Raw genomic sequence first — 20,743 nt, 5'->3', positions numbered from 1 at the left:
ATCATCACCCACCCCTCCATCGCGCCTGCGACGGGGGAAATGCCTTTGAAATCAAACACTTGGCTATGCCAGGGGGCCTCCCAGCGTGCGTCTCAACTCGATCAAGCTCTCCGGCTTCAAGTCCTTCGCCGAACCCACCAACTTCATGCTCCCGGGCCAGCTCGTGGGTGTGGTCGGGCCCAACGGCTGCGGCAAGTCCAACATCATGGACGCGGTGCGCTGGGTGCTGGGCGAGTCCAAGGCTTCCGAGCTGCGCGGCGAATCCATGCAGGACGTGATCTTCAACGGCACGACCTCGCGCAAACCCGCCAGCCGTTCCAGCGTCGAACTGGTGTTCGACAACAGCGACCACCGCGCGGGCGGCCAGTGGGGCCAGTTTGGCGAGATCGCGGTCAAGCGCGTGCTCACGCGCGACGGCACCAGCAGCTACTACATCAACAACCAGCCGGTGCGCCGCCGCGACGTGCAGGACGTGTTCCTGGGCACCGGCCTGGGCCCTCGCGCCTACGCCATCATCGGCCAGGGCACCATCAGCCGCATCATCGAGAGCAAGCCCGAGGAACTGCGCCTGTTCCTGGAAGAGGCCGCAGGCGTCTCCAAGTACAAGGAACGCCGCCGCGAGACTGCGCACCGCCTGGCCGACACGCGCGAGAACCTCACGCGGGTGGAAGACATCCTGCGCGAACTCAACGCCAACCTCGACAAGCTGGAGAAGCAGGCCGAGGTGGCCGCGCGCTACAACCACCTGCAGGCCAGCGCCACGCTCAAGCAGCAGCAGCTGTGGTTCCTCAAGCGCAGCGAGGCCGAGTCGGACCAGGTCAAGGTGAAGACCGATGCCGCCCAGGCGGTCAACGACCTCGAATCGCGCACCGCCGACCTGCGCCGCATCGAATCCGAGCTCGAAACCATCCGCCAGGCCCATTACGCGGCCGGCGACCAGGTGAACCAGGCCCAGGGCAAGCTGTACGAGGCCAGTGCCGAGGTCGGCAAGCTCGAGGCCGAGATCCGCTTCGTGGTCGAGGGCCGCCAGCGCGTCGAACAGCGCCTGGTGCAGCTGAAAGAACAGATGGGCTCCTGGGCCACGCGCAGCCAGGACGCGGCGGTGGAGCTGGAGCAGCTCGCCGAATCCATGGTGCAGGCCGAGGACCAGTCGGTCGTGCTGGCCGCGCAGGGCGAGGAGCAGTCGGGCGCCTTGCCCGCGCTGGAAGACAGCCTGCGCCAGGCCCAGACCCGGGCCAACGAGCAGCGCGCCAGCGTGACGCAGGTGCAGCAGCAGATCCAGGTGCTGGCCGCCGAGCAGCGCAACGTCGAAGAACAGAGCCGCACGCTCAACCAGCGCCGCGAGCGCCTGGTGGCCGACCGCAATGCCCTGGCCGCACCCGACGAGGCGCGCCTGCTCGGCGCCCAGACCCAGCTGGCCAGCGCGCAGGAGACCGCCGAACTCAACGACGCCGTGCTGCACGAGCTGCAGGACAGCGTGCCCCAGCTCGACGAGGCGCGCCGCGCCGCACAGCAGGCGGTGAACCAGGAGTCTGCGAAACAGGCCGACCTGTCGGCCCGCATGGAAGCGCTCAAGGCGCTGCAGGACAAGGTCAAGACCGACGGCAAGTTGAAGCCCTGGCTGGCCAAGCACGGCCTGGACAGCCTGCAGGGTTTGTGGAGCCGCATCCACATCGAGACCGGCTGGGAAAACGCCCTGGAAGCCGCGCTGCGCGAACGCCTGAGTGCGCTGGAGGTCTCGCGCCTGGACATGGTGCGCGCCTTCGGCAACGACGCGCCTCCGGCCAAGCTGGCGTTCTACAGCCCGCCGCCCGGCGCGGCGGCCAGCGGCAGCGCCACTGGCCTCAAACCCCTGGTGCAATGGCTGCGCCTGAACGACGCTGGCCAGCAGGCCCTGCTGGCCGAGTGGCTGCACGGCTGCCTGACGGCCTCCAGCCTGGAAGAGGCGCTCGCCCAGCGCGCCCAACTGCAGGCCGGCGAGGTGATCTTCGTCGCCAGCGGCCACGCCGTCACCGCGCACAGCGTGAGCTTCTACGCGCCCGACAGCGAGCAGGCCGGCCTGCTGGCGCGGGCCCAGGAAATCGAGAACATCGACAAGCAGCTCAAGGCCCAGGCGCTGATCGCCGAGCAGGCGCGCTCTTCCCTGATCCGCGCCGAGGCGGCCTACACGGACGCCTCGCAGCGCCTGGTGAGCGCGCGCCGCGACGCAGCCGAATCGCGCAGCCGCGCGCACGAGTTGCAGGTGGAGGCCCTGCGCCTGACGCAGCTGGCCGAGCAGACCCGTGCGCGCAGCGAGCAGATCGGTGCCGACCTGGCCGAGGTGGACGCTCAACTCGAAGAGCTGCAGGAACGCCGCGTGACGGCCGAGGCCCGCTTCGAGGAACTGGACATGCAGCTGGCCGACAGCCAGGAGCGCCACGCACAGTTCGACGACAAGGTGATCGAGGCCGAGCGCGCGCTGAACCAGGCGCGTGAACAGCAGCGCTCGCTGGAGCGCACCGCGCAGGAAGCGGTGTTCGCGCTGCGCAGCCTGCAGGCGCGCCAGAGCGAGCTGCAGCGGGCGATGGAAACCGCGGCCTCGCAGGAGAAATCGCTGGCCGACGAGCAGCAGCGCGCCAGCGACGAACTCGCCCGGCTGAACGACGCCGCGGCCCAGGCCGGCCTGCAGAACGCCCTGGCCATGAAACTGGAGCGCGAGCAGGCCCTGGGTGCGCTGCGCAGCCAGTACGACGAACTCACCGCCAAGCTGCGCGCCAGCGACGAGCGCCGCCTGCAGCTGGAACGCGAACTCGAACCGCTGCGCAACCGCATCACCGATTTCCAGCTCAAGGAGCAGGCCGCCCGCCTGGGCGTGGAGCAGTACAGCCAGTTGCTCGAGGAGGCCCAGGCCGATCTGGCGGCGGTGGCGCAGAGCATCACCGAAGGCAATGTGCGCCTGAGCGGCCTGCAGGGCGAAATCGACCGGCTGCACCGCGAAATCCAGTCGCTCGGTGCGGTCAACCTCGCCGCGCTCGACGAACTCACCGCAGCGCGCGAGCGCAAGACGTTCCTCGACGCGCAGTCGGCCGACCTGATCGAAGCCATGAACACGCTGGAAGACGCGATCAAGAAGATCGACAACGAAACCCGCGAACTGCTGGGCAGCACCTTCGAGACCGTCAACGGCCACTTCGGCCGCATGTTCCCCGAGCTGTTCGGTGGCGGCAACGCCAGGCTGGTGATGACGGGCGAGGAGATCCTCGATGCCGGCGTGCAGGTGATGGCGCAGCCGCCCGGCAAGAAGAACCAGACCATCCACCTGCTCTCGGGCGGCGAGAAGGCGCTGACCGCCATCGCGCTGGTGTTCGCCATCTTCCAGCTCAACCCCGCGCCGTTCTGTCTGCTGGACGAGGTGGACGCGCCGCTGGACGACGCCAACACCGAACGCTATGCGAAACTGGTGACCGCCATGGCCAAGGAAACCCAGTTCCTGTTCATCAGCCACAACAAGATCGCCATGGAAATGGCCGAGCAGTTGATCGGCGTGACCATGCAGGAGCAGGGCGTCTCCCGCATCGTGGCGGTGGACATGGAATCGGCCGCCGGCATGCTCGAACCCACCTGATCACACTCCACACCATGAGCACATTGCAAATCGGTCTGGCCATCATGGGCGGTCTCGTACTGGCGGGCCTGGTGGCCTACAACGCCTGGACGACCAGCCGCAGCGCGCCGCGCACGGCCCGTGAACGCAGCGAAACGCCGCGCGACGAAGTGGCTGGCGACGAGACCCTGCCCTACACGCCGGCCGACCTCTCCGAGCACGAGATCCAGCGCATCGACCCGGTGCTCGGCGACATGCCGGGCGCCCCCGCGCCACCCGATCCGGCGGCGATCGCGCAAGCGGCCGCGGCGGTGAGCCTCAACCCCCTGATGACCCAGCCGCCCGAAAAGCGGCCGGGCCTGGACGCGCTGATCGATGTCATCGCACCGCTGTTGCTGGAACACGAGGTCTCTGGCGACGCCTTGCTCGCCGCGCTGCCAGGCACGCGGCGCGTGGGCAGCAAGCCGTTTGCTGTCGAAGGCCAGAGCGAGACCACCGGCGAATGGGAAAGCCCCCGCCTGGGCCAGCGCTACCGCGCGCTGCAGGCCGGTGTGCAGCTGGCCAACCGCTCGGGGCCGCTCAACGACATCGAGTTCTCCGAATTCGTGGTGAAGGCACAGGCCTTTGCCGACGCGGTCGGCGCCTCGCCCGATTTCCCCGACATGCGCGCCGAGGTAGCCCGGGCCCGCGAGCTGGATGCTTTCGCCAGTGGGCACGACGCCCAGCTGGGCTTCACGCTGCGCGCGCGCCGCACCGCCTGGAGCCCGGGCTACGTCGCGCAGCACGCGTCCAAGCTCGGCTTCGTCGCGGGTGCCTTGCCCGGGCGCATGGTGCTCTCGGGCAGCCACAGCGGCCAGGCACCGATCCTCAGCCTCATGTTCGATCCGCAGGCCGCCATGGCCGAAGACCCCGAACAGACCGCGCTGCGCGAGATCGCGCTCTCGCTCGAAGTCACCCACGTGCCGCGCAGCGAACAACCCTTCGTGCGCATGCGCCAGGCCGCCACGGCGCTGGCCGAGGCCATGGAAGGGGTCGTCACCGACGACGGCGGCCAGCCGCTGTCCACCGAGACCATGGACCGCATCGGTGCCGACCTCGAAAGCCTGTACGACGCGCTCGACAGCCGCGACCTCTCCGCCGGCTCCCCGCAAGCCCGCCGATTGTTTTCATGACTCCCCCCCGTTGCTTGCTCACTTCGTGTAGCCGCATACCCCCTCAAGGGGGCAACACCAGCGGCCCGGCAAAGCCGGCTCCGCGGTGTTTCTGACAAAGACACCGATCGCCAACATGCCTTCCCAGGAAAAGCTGGACTTTGCCGAGCCGCCGTCGCCGGCCGCGCGCGCCGCCGAATTGCGCGCGCAACTGCACCACCACGCCCACCGTTACTACACGCTCGACGAACCGGAGATCCCCGACGCCGAGTACGACAGGCTGTTTCGCGAGTTGCAGGCCATCGAGGCCGAGCACCCCGAACTGCGCATGCCCGACTCGCCGACCCAGCGCGTGGGCGGTGCGATCCTGAAGGAACTGGTGCCCGTGCGCCACGCGGTGCCGATGCTCAGCATCCGCACCGAGACCGACACCGAGGCCACGGGGGCGGTGGCCTTCGACGCGCGCGTGCGGCGCGAACTCAAGCTGAGCGACACCGATCCGCCCGTCGACTACCTGGCCGAATTGAAGTTCGACGGCCTGGCCATGAGCCTGCGCTACGAGCAGGGCGTGCTGGTGACGGCCGCCACGCGCGGTGACGGCGAGACCGGCGAGGACGTGACCCACAACGTGCGCACCATCGGGCAGATCCCGCTGCGCCTGCCCGAGGGCGTGCCGGAGGTGCTCGAGGTGCGTGGCGAGGTGTACATGCGCCGCGACCAGTTCGAGCAGCTCAACGAACGCCAGCGCGAGAAGATCGCCAGTGGCGCGAAGGGCGAAAAGACCTTCGTCAATCCGCGCAACGCCGCCGCCGGCGCCGTGCGGCAACTCGACTCCAAGATCACTCGCGACCGCCCGTTGAGCTTCTTCGCCTACTCCTGGGGCGAGGTGCGGGGCGATGCCGAGCCGCCGGCCACCCAGTACGACTGGCTCATGCGCCTGAAGGCCTGGGGGTTCCCGGTCGCCGAGCAGACCACGCGCTGCCGCGGTGCCGATGAGCTTGTGGCCTTTCACCGCCGCATCGGTGAACTGCGCGACACGCTGCCCTTCGACATCGACGGCGTGGTCTACAAGGTCGATTCCCTGGCGCAGCAGAAGCAGATGGGCTTTGTCACGCGCGAGCCGCGCTGGGCCGTGGCGCACAAGTACCCGGCGCAAGAACAATTGACCACCGTCCAGGCCATCGACGTGCAGGTCGGCCGCACCGGCAAGCTCACGCCGGTGGCCAAACTGGCACCGGTGTTCGTGGGCGGCGTCACGGTGACGAACGCCACCCTGCACAACGAGATGGAGGCGCGCCGCAAGGACGTGCGCGTGGGCGACACGGTGATCGTGCGCCGCGCGGGGGATGTGATTCCCGAGGTCGTCTCGGTGCTGATCGACAAGCGCGTCGGCGATCCGCCGCCGTTCACCATGCCCGCCCAATGCCCGGTGTGCGGCAGCGACGCGGTGCGGGAAGAGGGCGAGGCCGATCACCGCTGCACCGGCGGCCTGTTCTGTGCCGCGCAGCGCAAAGAGGCCATCCTGCACTTCGCGCACCGCCGCGCCGTGGAGATCGAGGGCCTGGGCGACAAGCTGGTGGAGCAACTGGTCGACAGTGGCCTGATCAAGACGCTGCCCGATCTCTACAAGCTCGGCTTCACCGCTCTGGCCGGGCTGGACCGCATGGCCGAGAAGTCGGCCAACAACATCGTGGCCGCGCTCGAGAAATCCAAGCAGACCACGCTGCCGCGCTTCCTGTTCGGCCTGGGCATCCGCCACGTGGGCGAGGCCACGGCCAAGGAACTGGCGCGCCACTTCGGCCAGCTCGACCGCATCATGGACGCCAGCGTCGAAGCTCTCTCTGAGGTCAACGACGTGGGCCCGGTGGTGGCGCAGAGCATCCACACCTTCTTCGAGCAACCGCACAACCGCGAAGTGGTGGAGCAGCTGCGCGCCTGCGGCCTGAGCTGGGAAGAGGGCGAGCCCGCCGCGCGTGCGCCGCAACCCCTGGCCGGCAAGACCTTCGTGCTCACCGGCACCTTCCCCACGCTCAGCCGAGACCAGGCCAAGGACCTGCTCGAAGCCGCCGGCGCCAAGGTGGCCGGTTCGGTGAGCAAGAAGACCGACTACGTCGTGGCCGGCACCGAGGCCGGCAGCAAGCTGGAGAAAGCGCAGACGCTGGGCGTGGCGGTGATCGACGAAGCGGCCATGCTGGCCATGCTGGGCACCGAGGCCTGACGCCTCACTCGCCCAGCCGATAGCTCAGTGTGAGGTTCGCGCGCCAGTGGCGCTGCGTGTTCTCCAGCGGCAAGTCCCCAGTCGGCTTCGACACGGCCAGGTCCAGGTTGTAGTGTTTGTGGTTGGTCAGCCGCAAGCCCAGGCTCACCGAACGCAGGCGCGCGGGCATCGGCGTGGCGAGGCGCGCATGCACGCGGGCAGCCTCCAGCAGCACATAGGGCTGCCACTGCCGCAGCCAGGTGCCGTCGACGGCGAACACGCGGTTGAGCTCCAGCCCCAGGCCCCAGCCCGAGTCGCCCACGGCTTCACCGGCGCCGTAGCCGCGCGCGAAACGGTTGCCGCCGAAAGACAGCTTCTCGCTGCTGGGCAGGTTGTGCGGGCTGTATTGCATGGCGAAGGACACCGCGGTGCCGAAGCGGTTGGCGAAGCGGTGCTGGTGGCTGGCCTCGGCCTGCAGGCGGGCGAAGTCCAGCTTCACCGCGCTGGGGCCTGAGAGCCCGGGCACGTTGCTGGTGATGCCCGCGTCGGCGCCGAGGCCCGAGAGGCCATGGGTCAGCCGCAGGTTGAGCTGCACGCTGTCGTTGGGCTTCTGCGCGGTGTAGCTCAACTGGCCGAACACGGCGCGCACCTGGGTTCCGTCGGTCAATTGCGCGCCGTTGGCGGGGTTGGCGAGGCTGTCGCGCGTGTTCACGCCGTACAGCCCGGTGCTGGCCACCCAGCTGGTTTCCCGTGAAAGTTTCAACGGCAGGCTGGCCGTGAGTTCGGCCCGCTCGACCTCGGTTCTTCGCTGCAGCGGGTTGCTCACCCCGAGTTGCTCGTCGGGATCGCCCCGGTAGTGCGAAAGCGAGCCTCTGACCGACCATCCCCGGCTGCCGAGGACCTGCTCGTAGTGCAGGGCGTTGTAGCGGTCGTTGTCCGCCGTGGACAACAGGGTGGAGACGCCGAGCTGGCTGCCGGCCACGAGGGGGTCGTTCAGCACGCCGGTGACCACGGCGCGCGGATTCGGCTTGCGCGTCTCCAGGCCCACGGCGATGTCATAGGGCTTCTGGTTCGCCTGGATGACCAGTGTGCTGGCCCCGTCGGTGCTCGTGGGCAGTTGCACCTGCGCCTGGATGCCCATGCCCGGCAGGCGGCCGAGCAGGGCGGTGAAGTGTTCGAAAGTGGCCGTGCGCAGCGGCTTCTCATGGCGGATGTGCTCGGCGATCTCGCGCAAGCTGGCCTCGGCTTTGCCGGGATGGCCTTCGATGCGCACCGTCTGCACATGGCCTTCCACGGCCACCACGCGCACCACGCCGTGCGGGAAGTCCTGCTTGGGCACGAAGAAGAACGAGAGCGCGTAGCCGCGCTGCTGGTACAGCGCGGTCGCCTGCTGGGCGCGCGCCACGATGTCGCCCACCGTGACCGGCTGCCCGGCCAGCGGCGCGAACAGCGCGGCCACCGTCTCGAAGGGAATCGACTGCACGCCCTCGATGTCGAACTTGCGCAGCGTGAGCCGCGCGTTCAGCACCTCGGCGTCCGGTGGGGCGGGGGCCTGCACATCCACATCCACCCGCCCATCCGCGCCCGGCTGCGTGGGCAGCGCGGGGCGGGGCAGGGTGTCCAGCGGGCTGCCGACCGGGGCGAGGGCTTGCGCCCCCGCACCCGTGGCCACCCACCAGGCGGCCCCCGCCAGCAGCAGTGGTCGCGTGAACGGGCTTGGCATGTGCTCCCGCCCTCCGTGCGTCAGCGGCGCAGCGCGCCGGTCAGGCCACCGGTGATGCCACCGAGGGTGTTGGTCAGGGTGGTCGTCAGCGGGGTGGAGGTGCCACCACCGGCCGCGGCGCCGCCACCCACGGTGGCGGTGATGCCTCCAGTCAGCGCGCCGACGGTGTTGACCACGGGCGCGAGCACGTTGACCGCACCGCCCGTGCCGCCGCCGCCAACGGCGCCACCGGTCAGGCCGCTCACGGCACCGACGACGGGTGCCAGCACGCCCCCCGCGCCGCCGCCACCGCCCGTGGTGCCGCCCACGGCCCCGCCGATGTTGGCGACCAGGCCGCCGGTCTGGTTGACCACCTCACCCAGGCTGTTGACCACGGGTTGGCTGCCGTTGCCCTGCACACCCACACCCAGTTGTTGCACCGCGCCGCCGGTGCTCACCAGCAGGTTGCCGACGGGTGTGCCGACGCCGGTGGCATCGTTCACCCGGGTCGCCACTTGCGTCACGCCGGTGGTGATGGGCACGATCGCGGTGTTGATCGCGCGGCCCACCTGTTCGACCGGGCTGGCGGCGCCGCCGTTGGCGGGCCCGCTCACCAGGTCACCCGTGTGGCCAAGCGTGCGCGAGGTGTTGCCGAGGACCTCGCCCACTTCCCGGGTGAGCGGCGTGTTGCTGCCCGCGAGCTGCCCGCCCGCCTGGCCCACGGCCGCCGAAACGGGGTCGATGACGCGGTCCACCACGGGACCCAGGCCCGTGGCCGTGCCCACAGTCTGCGTGGCGCCCACGCCGGTGTTCACCACCGTCTCCACCACCTTGCTGGCGCCGCCCAGCAACTGGTTGGCCGGGCCGGTGCTCAACTGCGTTTCCAGACCCTGACCCACGCGGCTGACCACCTGGCCGGCCTGATCCACGGCCTGGCCCGCGACGTTGGTCACAGGGCGCAGGGCCGAAGTGGCCGGGTTCTGGCCCAGGCCGGTGACGACGTCACCCGCGCTGGACACCGCGTTGCCCGCCTGATCCACCGCGCCGCCCAAGCCGGCCGCGGTGACGCCCAGCGGGTTGTCGACCTTGCCGATCTGGCCGACGCCGTTGGCCACCGCCGAGCCCACGGCGCTGACCACGCCGCCGGTGTGGCCGACCACGCCATCCACGCCTTGCGCCGAGGCAGCGCCCACCAGGGGTTTGACCACGTTGGACACCGTGCCGCCGAGGCCGGAGACGGCCTGGCCCAAGTCGGTGACCGTGTTGCCTTGCTCGCGCACGACCGCGGCCAGCGGGGAGCTGCTGGTGCCGCCACCGCTTCCCCCACCGCCATTGCCGCCACCACCACCACCACCCGAGCCTCCGCCCGAGGAAACGGCCGCGCCGTCGCCGGCGGTGTTGAGTGAACCCGTGCCAGAGCACCCGCCAAGGACCAGCAAGGCCGCAGCGAGCACGGTCAAGCCGGCCCGAGCCGGGCCGTGGGAACGATCGATAATCCTTTTCATGGACATCCTCCTGGAGAAAAATAAAGCAAGTACAGACACCCCCGGCCAATTCCGGGGGCGGTTGCCAGCAATTCATCGACGGGTCGGGAAACAACATTAATTTGTTTCACCTTGCCTTGGAATTAATTCCCGGTGCGGACACCCGGCGCGAAATGGCTGACTCCCACGACCAGTCTAGGGACTGTCGTTGCCATTCGCTGCAGGGTTTTCTGGCGCAGGAAGCGCCGCTGAATCGCTGTGGGTACGCAGTGCATTGGGCCCTTTGACGAAGGGAAAGCTGTATTGCAACGGGAAATGCAAACTTTATTCATCAGGACAATCTGTCTTTCATTTCAATTTCCGCAGAATGATTTTCCAATTGGTCAGATTTGAGCGGCCGGCAGAAATCCCAATGTCCCGCGACTTTTGACACGGCAGCAGAACCACCCATTTCCACCTCCAATTCCACATCGAAGCGACATGAGCATTCAGACCATCCTCAAAATGGGGGATCCGCGCCTGCTGCGGCACGCCCAGCCCGTCACCGCGTTCGACACCCCGGAGCTGCACCAGCTCGTGGTCGACCTGCAGGACACCATGGCCGCGGCCCACGGCGCCGGCCTGGCCGCGCCGCAGATCGGGATTGATCTGCAGGTGGTGCTGTTCGGCAGCGGCCTGCCCAACCCGCGCTACCCCGATGCGCCGCCGGTGCCGCGCACGGTGCTGATCAACCCCGTGATCACGCCGCTGGGAGACGAAGAGGAGGAGGACTGGGAAGGTTGCCTGTCGGTGCCGGGCATGCGTGGCGTGGTGCCGCGCTGGCGGCGCATCCGCTACCAGGGCTTTGACGTGCAGGGCCGTTCGATCGACCGCGAAGCCGAAGGCTTTCACGCCCGCGTGGTGCAGCACGAATGCGACCACCTCTGGGGCGCGCTCTACCCGATGCGGGTGCGCGACTTCCGCCGCTTCGGCTTCACCGAGGTGCTGTTCCCCGGTCTGGCGGCCACCGAAGACGACTGAAAAACCGCCTCCAAACGGCTGTTACAAACCGCGCCGCAGTTGAAACGTATTGAAATATCCAGTCAGCGAAATCGACTAGAGTCAGTCCCCGGAATAACAACCGAACAGGGACTCCCTTTCCATGAAGCGAATGCTTGTCGTGGCGGCCAGCGCGGCCGTACTGAGCGCCTGCAGCGTGACCAAGCCGCCCGCCACTGTGCCGGTGGACTTGCCGTCCACCTGGTACGCACCGCCTCTGGCACACCAGGGCAGCACCGAACAGCTCACCGCCTGGTGGAGCCGGTTCGATGACCCGGTGCTGACCGACTGGGTGGCGCGCGCACAGGCCCGAAGCCCTTCCGCCGCGTCGGCGCGCGCACAGGTGTTTGCCGCCCGCGCGGCACGCCTGGGCGTGCAAGCCGAGACTGGCCCGCAGCTCAACGCGGTGGCCAATGCGAGCCGCGGCCGCACCGACCCGACCATGCCGCTGGGCACGTCGTTGAATGCCGGCCTGCAGGCCTCATGGGCGATCGACCTGTGGGGCGGCAACGAGGCCCGCCGCAGCAGCGCCGAGGCACAACAGGAGGCGGCCGGCGCTGGCTGGCACCAGGCCCGCGTGCTGGTGGCCTCGGAACTCGCGCAGCTGTACTTCGCCCAGCGCCTGTGCCGCGAGCAACTGGCGGTGGCCGCGCGCGACCGCGACTCGCGCGCCGTCACCGCCGAGAACAACGCGGTCTCCGAACGCGCCGGCCTCACGGCACCGGCCGTGGCCGCTTTGGCGCGCGCCAGCGGTGCCGAAGGCGCCGCGCGTTTCCGGCAACAGGACGAGGTCTGCGAGCGCCAGGTGAAGTCGCTCACCGCGCTCACCGGCGTGCCCGAGCCCGACGTGCGCCAGCGCCTCGCCGCCGCGCCCGATCTGCAGGCGCTGCTGCAGTCCCCCCGCATGGACCAGTTGCTCTCGGTGAACGCCGTGCCGGCCGAGGTGATCCGCCAGCGCCCCGACGTGTACCGGGCCCAGCGCGACCTGGTGGCGGCGAGCGAAGAGGTGGGCGTGGCCCGCGCCGCCTTGCTGCCCAGCCTGTCGCTCTCGGGCAGCCTGCTGCGCAACCGCTTCTCGGGCGGCGGCAACGAAGGCACGTTCAACACCTGGTCGGTCGGCCCGCTCACGCTGAGCATGCCGCTGCTCGGGCGCGATGCCCTGCGCGCCAACACCGACAGTGCCCAGGCGCGCTACGAAGCCGCCGCCATCGCCTACGCCGGCACCTTGCGCCAGGCCGTGGCCGAGGTGGAGCAGGCGCTGGTGAGCATTTCCAGCCTGCGCGAGCGCGTGGCCTCCACCGACACCGCCGTGGCCGGCTACGGCCAATCCTTCCAGGCCACCGAGGCGCGCTACCGCGTGGGCCTGGCCAGCCTGAACGAGCTGGAAGAGGCACGCCGCCTCAAGCTGGCGGCCGACAGCAGCGCCGTGGCCCTGCAGCAGGAGCGCATCAACGCCTGGATCCAGTTGTACGTCGCCCTCGGTGGCGGCTTCGACCCCGTGAACAACCCCGACGCTCTCAAAGACCCATCATGAACGCCGTTCCTCCGCAATCGCGCAAACGCTGGCTCTGGCTGGCCATCGCCCTGGCCGTCGTCCTTCTGGGCGTGTTCTGGGTCTTCATCAAGAAACCGGCCGAACCGAAACCCGAAGCCGAGGCCGCGCCCCGGCCCTCGCTGACCGTCACCGTGGCCAAGCCCACGCGCGGCAACCTGCCGATCCGCCTTCAGGCCAACGGCAACATCACCGCCTGGCAGGAAGCCAGCGTGGGCGCCGAGGTCAACGGCCTGCGCCTGGCCTCGGTGAACGTGAACGTGGGCGACGTGGTGCGCAAGGGCCAGGTGCTGGCCGTGTTCGCCAACGAAACCACCAAGGCCGACAGCCTGCAGAGCCAGGCCAGTCTGGCGCAGGCCGAGGCCAGCTTCGAGAACGCCAAGGCCGACGCCGACCGCGCGCGCTCGATCCAGGACACCGGTGCGCTGTCCAAATCCCAGGTGGCGCAGTACCTCACGCAGGAACGCGTGGCGCGTGCCCAGCTGGAAGCCGCCAAGGCCGCGTTCGGCGCGACCGAGGTGCGCCTGGGCAATACCCGCGTGCTCGCGCCCGACGACGGCGTGATCTCTGCGCGCACGGCCACCGTGGGTGCGGTGGTGGGGGCCGGGCAGGAGCTGTTTCGCATGGTGCGCCAGAGCCGCATGGAATGGCGTGGCGAGGTCACGCCCAACGAGGTGGGCCGTGTGCGCGTCGGCCAGAAGGTGCAGGTGACGGCGGCCACCGGCCTGGAAATCACCGGCCAGGTGCGTGCCATCGCGCCCAGCGCCGACCCGCAGACGCGCAACATCCTGGTCTTCGTGGACCTCCCGCGCCACGCCGAGCTCAAGGCGGGCACCTTCGCCAAGGGCAGCTTCGACCTCGGGCAAAGCGATGCGCTCACCGTGCCCAGCCAGGCCATCGTGGTGCGCGACGGCAGCAACTACGTGTTCGTGATCGACGCACAGAGCAAGGCCAACCAGCGCAAGGTGCAGACCGGGCGCCGGGTGGACGACCGCGTCGAGGTGCTCGATGGCCTCAAACCGGACGAGGCGGTGGCGGTGCAGGGCGCGGGCTTCCTGAACGAAGCCGACCTGGTGAAGGTGGTGCAATGAACGTCTCGGCCTGGTCCATCAGGAACCCCATCCCGGCGGCGATGCTGTTCGTCATGCTCACGCTGGCGGGCCTGTTCTCCTTCAAGCAGATGAAGGTGCAGAACTTCCCCGACCTGGACCTGCCCACCATCACCGTGGTGGCGGCGCTGCCGGGCGCCTCGCCCAACCAGCTCGAAAACGACGTCGCGCGCATTATCGAGAACAGCCTGGCCTCGCTGCAGGGCCTGAAGCACATCTACACCAAGGTGCAGGACGGCACGGTCTCGCTGACGGTGGAGTTCCGCATCGAGAAGAACACGCAGGAGGCGCTGGACGACGTGCGCTCGGCGGTGGCCAAGGTGCGCAGCGAGCTGCCCACCGACCTGCGCGATCCCATCGTCAACAAGGTGGAGCTGGCCGGCGGTGCGGTGCTGGCCTACACCGTGTCCTCCGACAAGATGGACGCCGAGGCCCTGTCCTGGTTCGTCGACAACGATGTGTCCAAGCAGCTGCTGTCGGTGACCGGCGTGGGCGCCGTCAGCCGCGTGGGCGGCGTGGACCGCGAGGTGCAGGTGCTGCTCGACCCGCTCAAGCTGCAGTCGCTGGGCACCACGGCCACCGACGTGTCGCGCCAGCTCGCGCGCGTGCAGATCGAGAGCGCAGGCGGCCGGGTAGACCTGGGTGGCAGCCAGCAGCCGCTGCGCACCTTGTCGCAGCTGGCCTCGGCCGAAGCGCTGTCGAAGATGGAAATCTCGCTCAGCGATGGCCGCCGCATCCGCCTGGACCAGATCGCCGAGGTGCGCGACACCGTGGCCGAGCCGACCGCCGCCGCCTTCCTGGACGGCAAGCCGGTGGTGGGCTTCGAGGTCGCGCGCAGCCGGGGGGCGAGCGAGATCGAGGTCGGCGACGGCGTGCGTGCGCGCCTCAAGGACCTGCAGACGGCGCGGCCCGACCTGAAGATCACCGAATCGTTCGACTTCGTGACGCCGGTGAAAGAAGAGTTCGACGCCTCCATGACGCTGCTCTACGAGGGCGCCCTGCTCGCCGTGCTGGTGGTGTGGCTCTTCCTGCGCGACATCCGCGCCACCATCGTCTCGGCCGTGGCGCTGCCGCTGTCGGCCATCCCGGCCTTCATCGGCATGTACTACATGGGCTTCACCATCAACGTCGTGACGCTGCTGGCGCTCTCGCTGGTGATCGGCATCCTGGTGGACGACGCCATCGTGGAGGTGGAGAACATCGTGCGCCACATGCGCATGGGCAAGTCCCCGTACCAGGCCGCGATGGAGGCGGCCGACGAGATCGGCCTAGCGGTGATCGCGACCACCTTCACCCTGATCGCGGTGTTCCTGCCCACGGCCTTCATGGCGGGCATTCCGGGCAAGTTCTTCAAGCAGTTCGGCTGGACCGCCGCGCTCGCGGTGTTCGCTTCGCTGGTGGTGGCGCGCGCGCTCACCCCGATGATGGCGGCCTACATCCTCAAGCCCTTCGTGTCCCGGGAGACGCCGCGCTGGGCGGCGTCCAACCGCGTCACCGCCGCCTTCTGGCGCTGGAACAACAACCAGGAAGAACCGGGCTGGCTCAACACCTACCAGAACTGGGCTCGCTGGTGCATCCGCCACCGCTGGATCACCAGCCTCGGCGCGGGCCTGTTCTTTGTCGGCTCGCTGATGCTGATCCCGCTGCTGCCGCAGGGCTTCATTCCGCCCGACGACAACTCGCAGACCCAGGTGTTCCTGGAGCTCTCGCCCGGCGCCACGCTGGAGCAGACCATCGCCACGGCCGAGCGCGCTCGCGTGCTGGTGGCGGCGGTGCCGCACGTGCGCTCGGTCTACACCACCATCGGTTCGGGCACCGCCGGTACCGACCCGTTTGCGCCACAGGGCGCGGCCGAGTCGCGCAAGGCCGCGCTGACCATCCAGCTCGACCCGCGCGGCGAGCGGCCGCGCAAGCAGGGCATTGAAAACCAGCTGCGCGAGGCGATGTCGAACCTGCCGGGCGTGCGCAGCAAGGTGGGCCTGGGCGGCTCTGGCGAGAAATACATCCTCACCCTCACCGGCAGCGATGCCCATGCGCTGAGCACCGCGGCGCGCGCCATCGAACGCGACCTGCGAACCATCCAGGGCGTGGGCAGCATCCAGTCCACGGCGGCGCTGGTGCGCACGGAAATCATCGTCACGCCCGATCTCGCTCGAGCGGCAGAGCTCGGTGTGACCAGTTCGGCGATTGCCGAGACCCTGCGCATCGCCACCGTGGGCGATTACGACAACGCCTTGCCCAAGATGAACCTGCCCGAGCGGCAGATCCCCATCGTGGTCAAGCTCGACGTGGGCGCGCGGCACGACCTGGAGGTGCTCAACCGCCTCGCGGTGCCGGGCAGCAAGGGGCCGGTGATGCTGGGGCAGGTGGCCCGGCTCGACTTCGGCGGTGGGCCGGCGGTGATAGACCGCTACGACCGGGCGCGCAACATCAACTTCGAGGTCGAACTCGCGGGCATCGCGCTGGGCGACATGAAGATGGCGGTGGAAAAGCTGCCCAGCCTGCGCAACCTGCCACCGGGCGTGTCGGTGCTGGAGATCGGCGACGCGGAAGTGCAGGGCGAGCTGTTCGCCAGCTTCGGTCTGGCGATGCTGACCGGCGTGCTGTGCATCTACATCGTGCTGGTGCTGCTGTTCAAGGCTTTCCTGCACCCGGCGACCATCCTGGCGGCACTGCCGCTGTCGCTGGGCGGTGCGTTCGTGGCGCTGCTGCTGGCGAACAAGAGTTTCTCGATGCCCTCGCTGATCGGTCTGATCATGCTGATGGGGGTGGCGACGAAGAACTCCATCCTGCTGGTGGAGTACGCGATCGAGGCGCGGCGCGAGCACGGGATGAACCGGCTCGACGCGATCCTGGACGCCTGCCACAAGCGCGCCCGGCCGATCGTGATGACGACCATTGCCATGGGCGCGGGCATGTTGCCGATCGCGATCGGCTGGGGCGCGGCCGATGGCAGTTTCCGTTCACCGATGGCGGTGGCGGTGATCGGGGGCCTGATCACCTCGACCTTCCTCAGCTTGTTGGTGATTCCGGCGGTGTTCACCATCGTGGACGATGTGTCGCTGTGGTTCGCCGGTCTGCTCAGGCGCAAGTCGGGGGACGGGACTGTGGAGCCGGGGACCCTTCGCGCCTGACGGGTCTGGGGGCTCAGGAGGGCGGCGGGGCGCTCAGCTCCGCGAATGTCCCCCGACCCGGCTTCGCCGGGTCTCCTCCTTTACTTCGCTGCGCTGAACGCCCCGCCACCCTCCTGAGCCTGCGGACGCATTGGGCGTCTTCGTGCCAACAACACTTCCGAGCCTGCGAGGCCGGGTGTTCTGCGCAGCGGGGTAAAGGAGGAGGCGGCACCAGCCGCCGGGGGACACCCGCGGAGCAGAGCACCCGGCCTCGCGGGCCGCCAAAAGCCTCAGCCCTCCAGTGTCTCCAACAACTCGGTTTCCAGCTCTATCTGCCGCTTGTTCATCTGCAGCTGGGCCCCGCTGATGAGGAAGGTGTCTTCCACCCGTTCCCCCAGGGTGGTGACCTTGGCGAGCTGCACGTTGATGTCGTAGCGCGCCAGCACCCGCGTGATGCCATAAAGCAACCCGGCGCGGTCACTCGCCGAGACCGACAGCAGCCAGCGCTGCGCCTTCTCGTCCGGCCGCAGATCCACCCGCGGCGTGATGGGGAAACTCTTCACCCGCCGCGAAAGCCGGCCCTTGGTCGGCGCGGGCAAGGGGCCGCGTTCGTCGATCGTCTGCGCCAGGTTGTTCTCCACCATCGCGATCAGCTCGCGGTAGTGCTCCGACATCGTCGGTGCCACCACCTGGAAGGTGTCCAGCGCATGGCCGGTCAGCGTGGTGTGCACGCGCGCGTCCAGGATGCTGAAGTGCGAACTGTCGAAATAACCGCAGATGCGCACGAACAAATCGGGCTGGTCGGGCGCATACACCAGCACCTGCAGGCCCTCACCCTCGGGCGAGATGCGCGCGCGCACGATGCACTTGTCAATCGGCTTCTCGGCCCCTTCTTCCAGCTTGGCCGCGGGCTTGGCCGCCGCCTGCGCGATCTGGCGAGAGAGCACCCGCGTGTGCCACGCGATCTCGTCGGCCTGGTGGCGCATGAAGTAGCTCACGTCCAGCGTGTCCCACAGCGCCTTGTGCGCCTGGTGGGGCAGGGCGTGCAGGGCCAGCATGGACAGGGCTTCGCGCTTGCGGCCCTCGATCACCGCCCCGGGGTCGGGCGCCCGGCCACCGAGCGCGCGAAGGGTGTAGCGGTACAGGTCTTCCAGCAGCTTGCCCTTCCAGGCGTTCCACACCTTGGGGCTGGTGCCCCGGATGTCGGCCACCGTGAGCAGGTACAGCGCCGTCAGGTAGCGCTCGTTGCCCACGCGCCTGGCGAAGGCGGCGATCACGTCGGGGTCGCTCAGGTCTTCTTTCTGCGCCATGCGGCTCATCGTGAGGTGCTCGGCCACCAGGTACTGGATCAGCTTGGTGTCTTCGCGATCGATGCCGTGCTGGTGGCAGAAGGTGCGCACGTCGCGCGCGCCCAGGTCGGAGTGGTCGCCGCCCCGGCCCTTGGCGATGTCGTGGAACAGCGCCGCAATGTAAAGAATCCAGGGCTTGTCCCAGCCGGCGGCCAGCTGGGAGCAGAACGGGTACTCGTGCGAGTGCTCGGCGATGAAGAAGCGGCGCACGTTGCGCAGCACCATCAGGATGTGCTGGTCCACCGTGTAGACGTGGAACAGGTCGTGCTGCATCTGCCCCACGATATGGCGGAACACCCAGAGGTAGCGCCCGAGCACGGAGGTCTGGTTCATCAGCCGCATGGCGTGCGTGATGCCCTCGGGCTCCTTCAGGATCTGCAGGAACTGCGCGCGGTTGACCGGGTCGGCGCGAAAGCGCGCGTTCATCACCGGCCGGGCGTTGTACAGCGCGCGCAGGGTGCGAGCCGACAGGCCCTTGATGCCCACCGTGGTCTGGTAGAGGTGGAAGGTTTCCAGGATGGCGTGCGGCTGCTGCACGTACAGGTTGTCGCTCGCCACCTCGAGCATGCCGCCCTTGTCGAAGAAACGCTCGTTGAGCGGGCGCAGGCGGTCCACGCCGGCCACATCGCTCTGCAGGCGCTCCTGGATGTTGAGCAGCAGGATCTGGTTCAACTGGGTCACGGCCTTGGCCGCCCAGTAGTAGCGCTTCATCAGCGCTTCGCTGGCGCGGCGCGTGCCCTTGGCGGTGGGGCCGCCGCCGGCGGGCACCTGGGCCTTGAAGCCGAAGGACTCGGCCACGGCGTTCTGCAGGTCGAACACCAGCCGGTCCTCGCGGCGGTGGGCCAGCAGGTGCAGGCGCGCGCGGATCAGGCTCAGCAGCGCCTCATTGGCCTTGATCTGCCGTGCCTCCAGGGGCGTGGCCAGGCCCTTGCGGGCGAGTTCGTCCCAGCTGCGGCCCAGGCCGGCGGCCTTGGCCACCCACAGAATGATCTGCAGGTCGCGCAGGCCACCAGGCGACTCCTTGCAGTTGGGTTCGAGCGAGTAGGGGGTGTTCTCGAACTTGGTGTGGCGCTGGCGCATTTCCAGCGTCTTGGCCACGAAGAAGGCCTTGGGGTCCATCGCCTCGGCCAACTGGTTCACCAGGGTGGAGAAGGCGTTCTTGCTGCCCGCGATGAGCCGGCATTCGAGCAGCGAGGTCTGCACCGTCACGTCTTTCGCCGCCTCGTCCACGCAGTCGGCGATGGTGCGCACGCTGGAGCCGATCTCCAGGCCCAGGTCCCAGCAAGCGCCGATGAAGCCTTCCAGGCGGGTCTTGAGCGCGGCGTCGTCGTCGGGCCGGCTGCCGTCGGGCAGCAGCACCAGCACGTCCACGTCGGAATGGGGGAACAGCTCGCCGCGCCCGAAACCGCCCACGGCGATGAGGGAGAAACCGGGCCCGAAGCCCGCCAGGGACCACAGCTCGCGCAGGGTCTGGTCCGTCAGGCGGGAGAGCTGCTGCAGCGCCTTGCGCACGCCCCGGGTGGACGAGCCCTGCACACCCAGCTGGTCAAGCAGGGCGGCCTTGTCCATGCGGTACTGCTGCCGCAGGGTGCCTAGGTCGGGCGCGGCGGGCACCGGCGCGGGCGCCATGGCCTCAGGCAAGGGCGGGCGCCGGTGTGACGAAGGCGGGCGCCGGCAGGCTGCCGGCCGACAGGGTGAGCACCTCGTAACCCGTCTCAGTGACCAGCACGGTGTGTTCCCACTGCGCCGAGAGCGAGCGGTCGCGCGTGACGATGGTCCAGCCGTCGCCCAGTTCCTTGATGTCGCGCTTGCCGGCGTTGATCATGGGCTCGATGGTGAAGGTCATGCCGGGTTTGAGCTCGTCCAGCGTGCCGGGGCGGCCGTAGTGCAGCACCTGCGGGTCTTCGTGGAAGCGCTGGCCGATGCCGTGGCCGCAGAACTCGCGCACCACCGAGAAGCCGTTGCCCTCGGCAAAGGTCTGGATCGCGTGGCCGATATCGCCCAGGCGGATGCCGGGGCGCACCATCACGATGCCCTTCCACATGGCCTCGTAGGTCACCTGGCAGAGCCGGCGCGCCTGCACCGAGCAGGCGGCCTCGCCGCCGATCAGGAACATGCGGCTGTTGTCGCCGAACCAGCCGTCCTTGATCACCGTCACGTCGACGTTGAGGATGTCGCCCTTCTTGAGTGGTTTCTCGTTCGGGATGCCATGGCAGACCACGTGGTTGATGGACGTGCACAGATGGCCCGGGTAGGGCGGGTAGCCGCTGGGCTGGTAGCCGATGGTGGCCGAGACGGTGCCCTGCTGCTTCATGTACTCGGCCGCCAGGCGGTCGATTTCCAGCGTGGTGATGCCCGGCTGGATCAGCGGCGTGAGGTAGTCCAGCACTTCGGACGCCAGGCGGCAGGCCGTGCGCATGCCCGCGATGCCGGCTTCGTCTTTGTAGGTGATGCTCATGGGGCGC

The 20,743-nt window shown here is 68.9% G+C and carries 11 protein-coding genes; 7 read left to right on the top strand and 4 right to left on the bottom strand.

Annotated elements, in window-relative coordinates; genetic code table 11:
- Positions 1-85 precede the first annotated feature (85 nt).
- From smc to ligA, 3 genes are all read left to right on the top strand, one after another.
- On the top strand, positions 86-3,604 hold the full coding sequence (gene smc, locus ACODTB_RS15415) for a chromosome segregation protein SMC (protein ID WP_291121528.1): 3,519 nt from the start codon (positions 86-88) through the stop codon (positions 3,602-3,604).
- Between the two features lie 14 nt (positions 3,605-3,618).
- A complete protein-coding gene (locus tag ACODTB_RS15410; RefSeq protein ID WP_291121530.1) occupies positions 3,619-4,755 on the top strand; it encodes a cell division protein ZipA C-terminal FtsZ-binding domain-containing protein in 1,137 nt (378 codons plus the stop codon).
- A 115-nt stretch (positions 4,756-4,870) separates the two neighbouring features.
- Entirely contained in the window at positions 4,871-6,952 is a 2,082-nt protein-coding gene (gene ligA / locus ACODTB_RS15405; RefSeq protein ID WP_291121532.1) for an NAD-dependent DNA ligase LigA, read from the top strand.
- A gap of 4 nt (positions 6,953-6,956) precedes the next feature.
- On the opposite strand, the gene ACODTB_RS15400 is transcribed toward ligA, so the two are convergent.
- Both ACODTB_RS15400 and ACODTB_RS15395 read right to left on the bottom strand, forming a co-directional pair.
- Positions 6,957-8,654: a ShlB/FhaC/HecB family hemolysin secretion/activation protein gene (locus ACODTB_RS15400; protein WP_291121533.1), complete on the bottom strand. Its 1,698-nt coding sequence runs from the start codon at positions 8,652-8,654 to the stop codon at positions 6,957-6,959.
- Positions 8,655-8,674: 20 nt separating this feature from the next.
- Positions 8,675-10,138, bottom strand: coding sequence for a collagen-like triple helix repeat-containing protein (locus ACODTB_RS15395; protein WP_291121534.1), 1,464 nt, complete (start codon positions 10,136-10,138; stop codon positions 8,675-8,677).
- 459 nt (positions 10,139-10,597) lie between these two features.
- Between ACODTB_RS15395 and def the strand changes: the two genes are divergently transcribed.
- The 4 genes from def (at position 10,598) to ACODTB_RS15375 (ending at position 16,950) form a co-directional block, all read left to right on the top strand.
- Complete coding sequence (def, locus tag ACODTB_RS15390; RefSeq protein WP_291121535.1) at positions 10,598-11,137, top strand: peptide deformylase; 540 nt, start codon at positions 10,598-10,600, stop codon at positions 11,135-11,137.
- A 121-nt stretch (positions 11,138-11,258) separates the two neighbouring features.
- The gene (locus tag ACODTB_RS15385) at positions 11,259-12,689 is read left to right on the top strand and encodes an efflux transporter outer membrane subunit (protein WP_291121536.1); all 1,431 of its coding nucleotides are present in this window, start codon (positions 11,259-11,261) and stop codon (positions 12,687-12,689) included.
- On the top strand, positions 12,686-13,798 hold the full coding sequence (locus ACODTB_RS15380) for an efflux RND transporter periplasmic adaptor subunit (RefSeq protein ID WP_291121537.1): 1,113 nt from the start codon (positions 12,686-12,688) through the stop codon (positions 13,796-13,798). Before ACODTB_RS15385 ends, ACODTB_RS15380 begins: the two co-directional genes overlap by 4 nt.
- On the top strand, positions 13,795-16,950 hold the full coding sequence (locus tag ACODTB_RS15375; RefSeq protein ID WP_488929461.1) for an efflux RND transporter permease subunit: 3,156 nt from the start codon (positions 13,795-13,797) through the stop codon (positions 16,948-16,950). The genes ACODTB_RS15380 and ACODTB_RS15375 overlap by 4 nt, the downstream gene beginning before the upstream one ends.
- Before the next feature lie 269 nt (positions 16,951-17,219).
- On the opposite strand, the gene ACODTB_RS15370 is transcribed toward ACODTB_RS15375, so the two are convergent.
- Together ACODTB_RS15370 and map are read right to left on the bottom strand one after the other, a co-directional pair.
- Positions 17,220-19,907, bottom strand: a complete 2,688-nt coding sequence (locus ACODTB_RS15370; RefSeq protein WP_488929468.1) for a [protein-PII] uridylyltransferase — start codon at positions 19,905-19,907, stop codon at positions 17,220-17,222.
- 4 nt (positions 19,908-19,911) lie between these two features.
- The gene (gene map / locus ACODTB_RS15365; protein WP_488929460.1) at positions 19,912-20,736 is read right to left on the bottom strand and encodes a type I methionyl aminopeptidase; all 825 of its coding nucleotides are present in this window, start codon (positions 20,734-20,736) and stop codon (positions 19,912-19,914) included.
- Positions 20,737-20,743: the final 7 nt, after the last annotated feature.

It is taken from the genome of Hydrogenophaga sp. FG152 (assembly GCF_057809615.1).
This window is presented reverse-complemented; position numbering and strand designations above follow the sequence as displayed.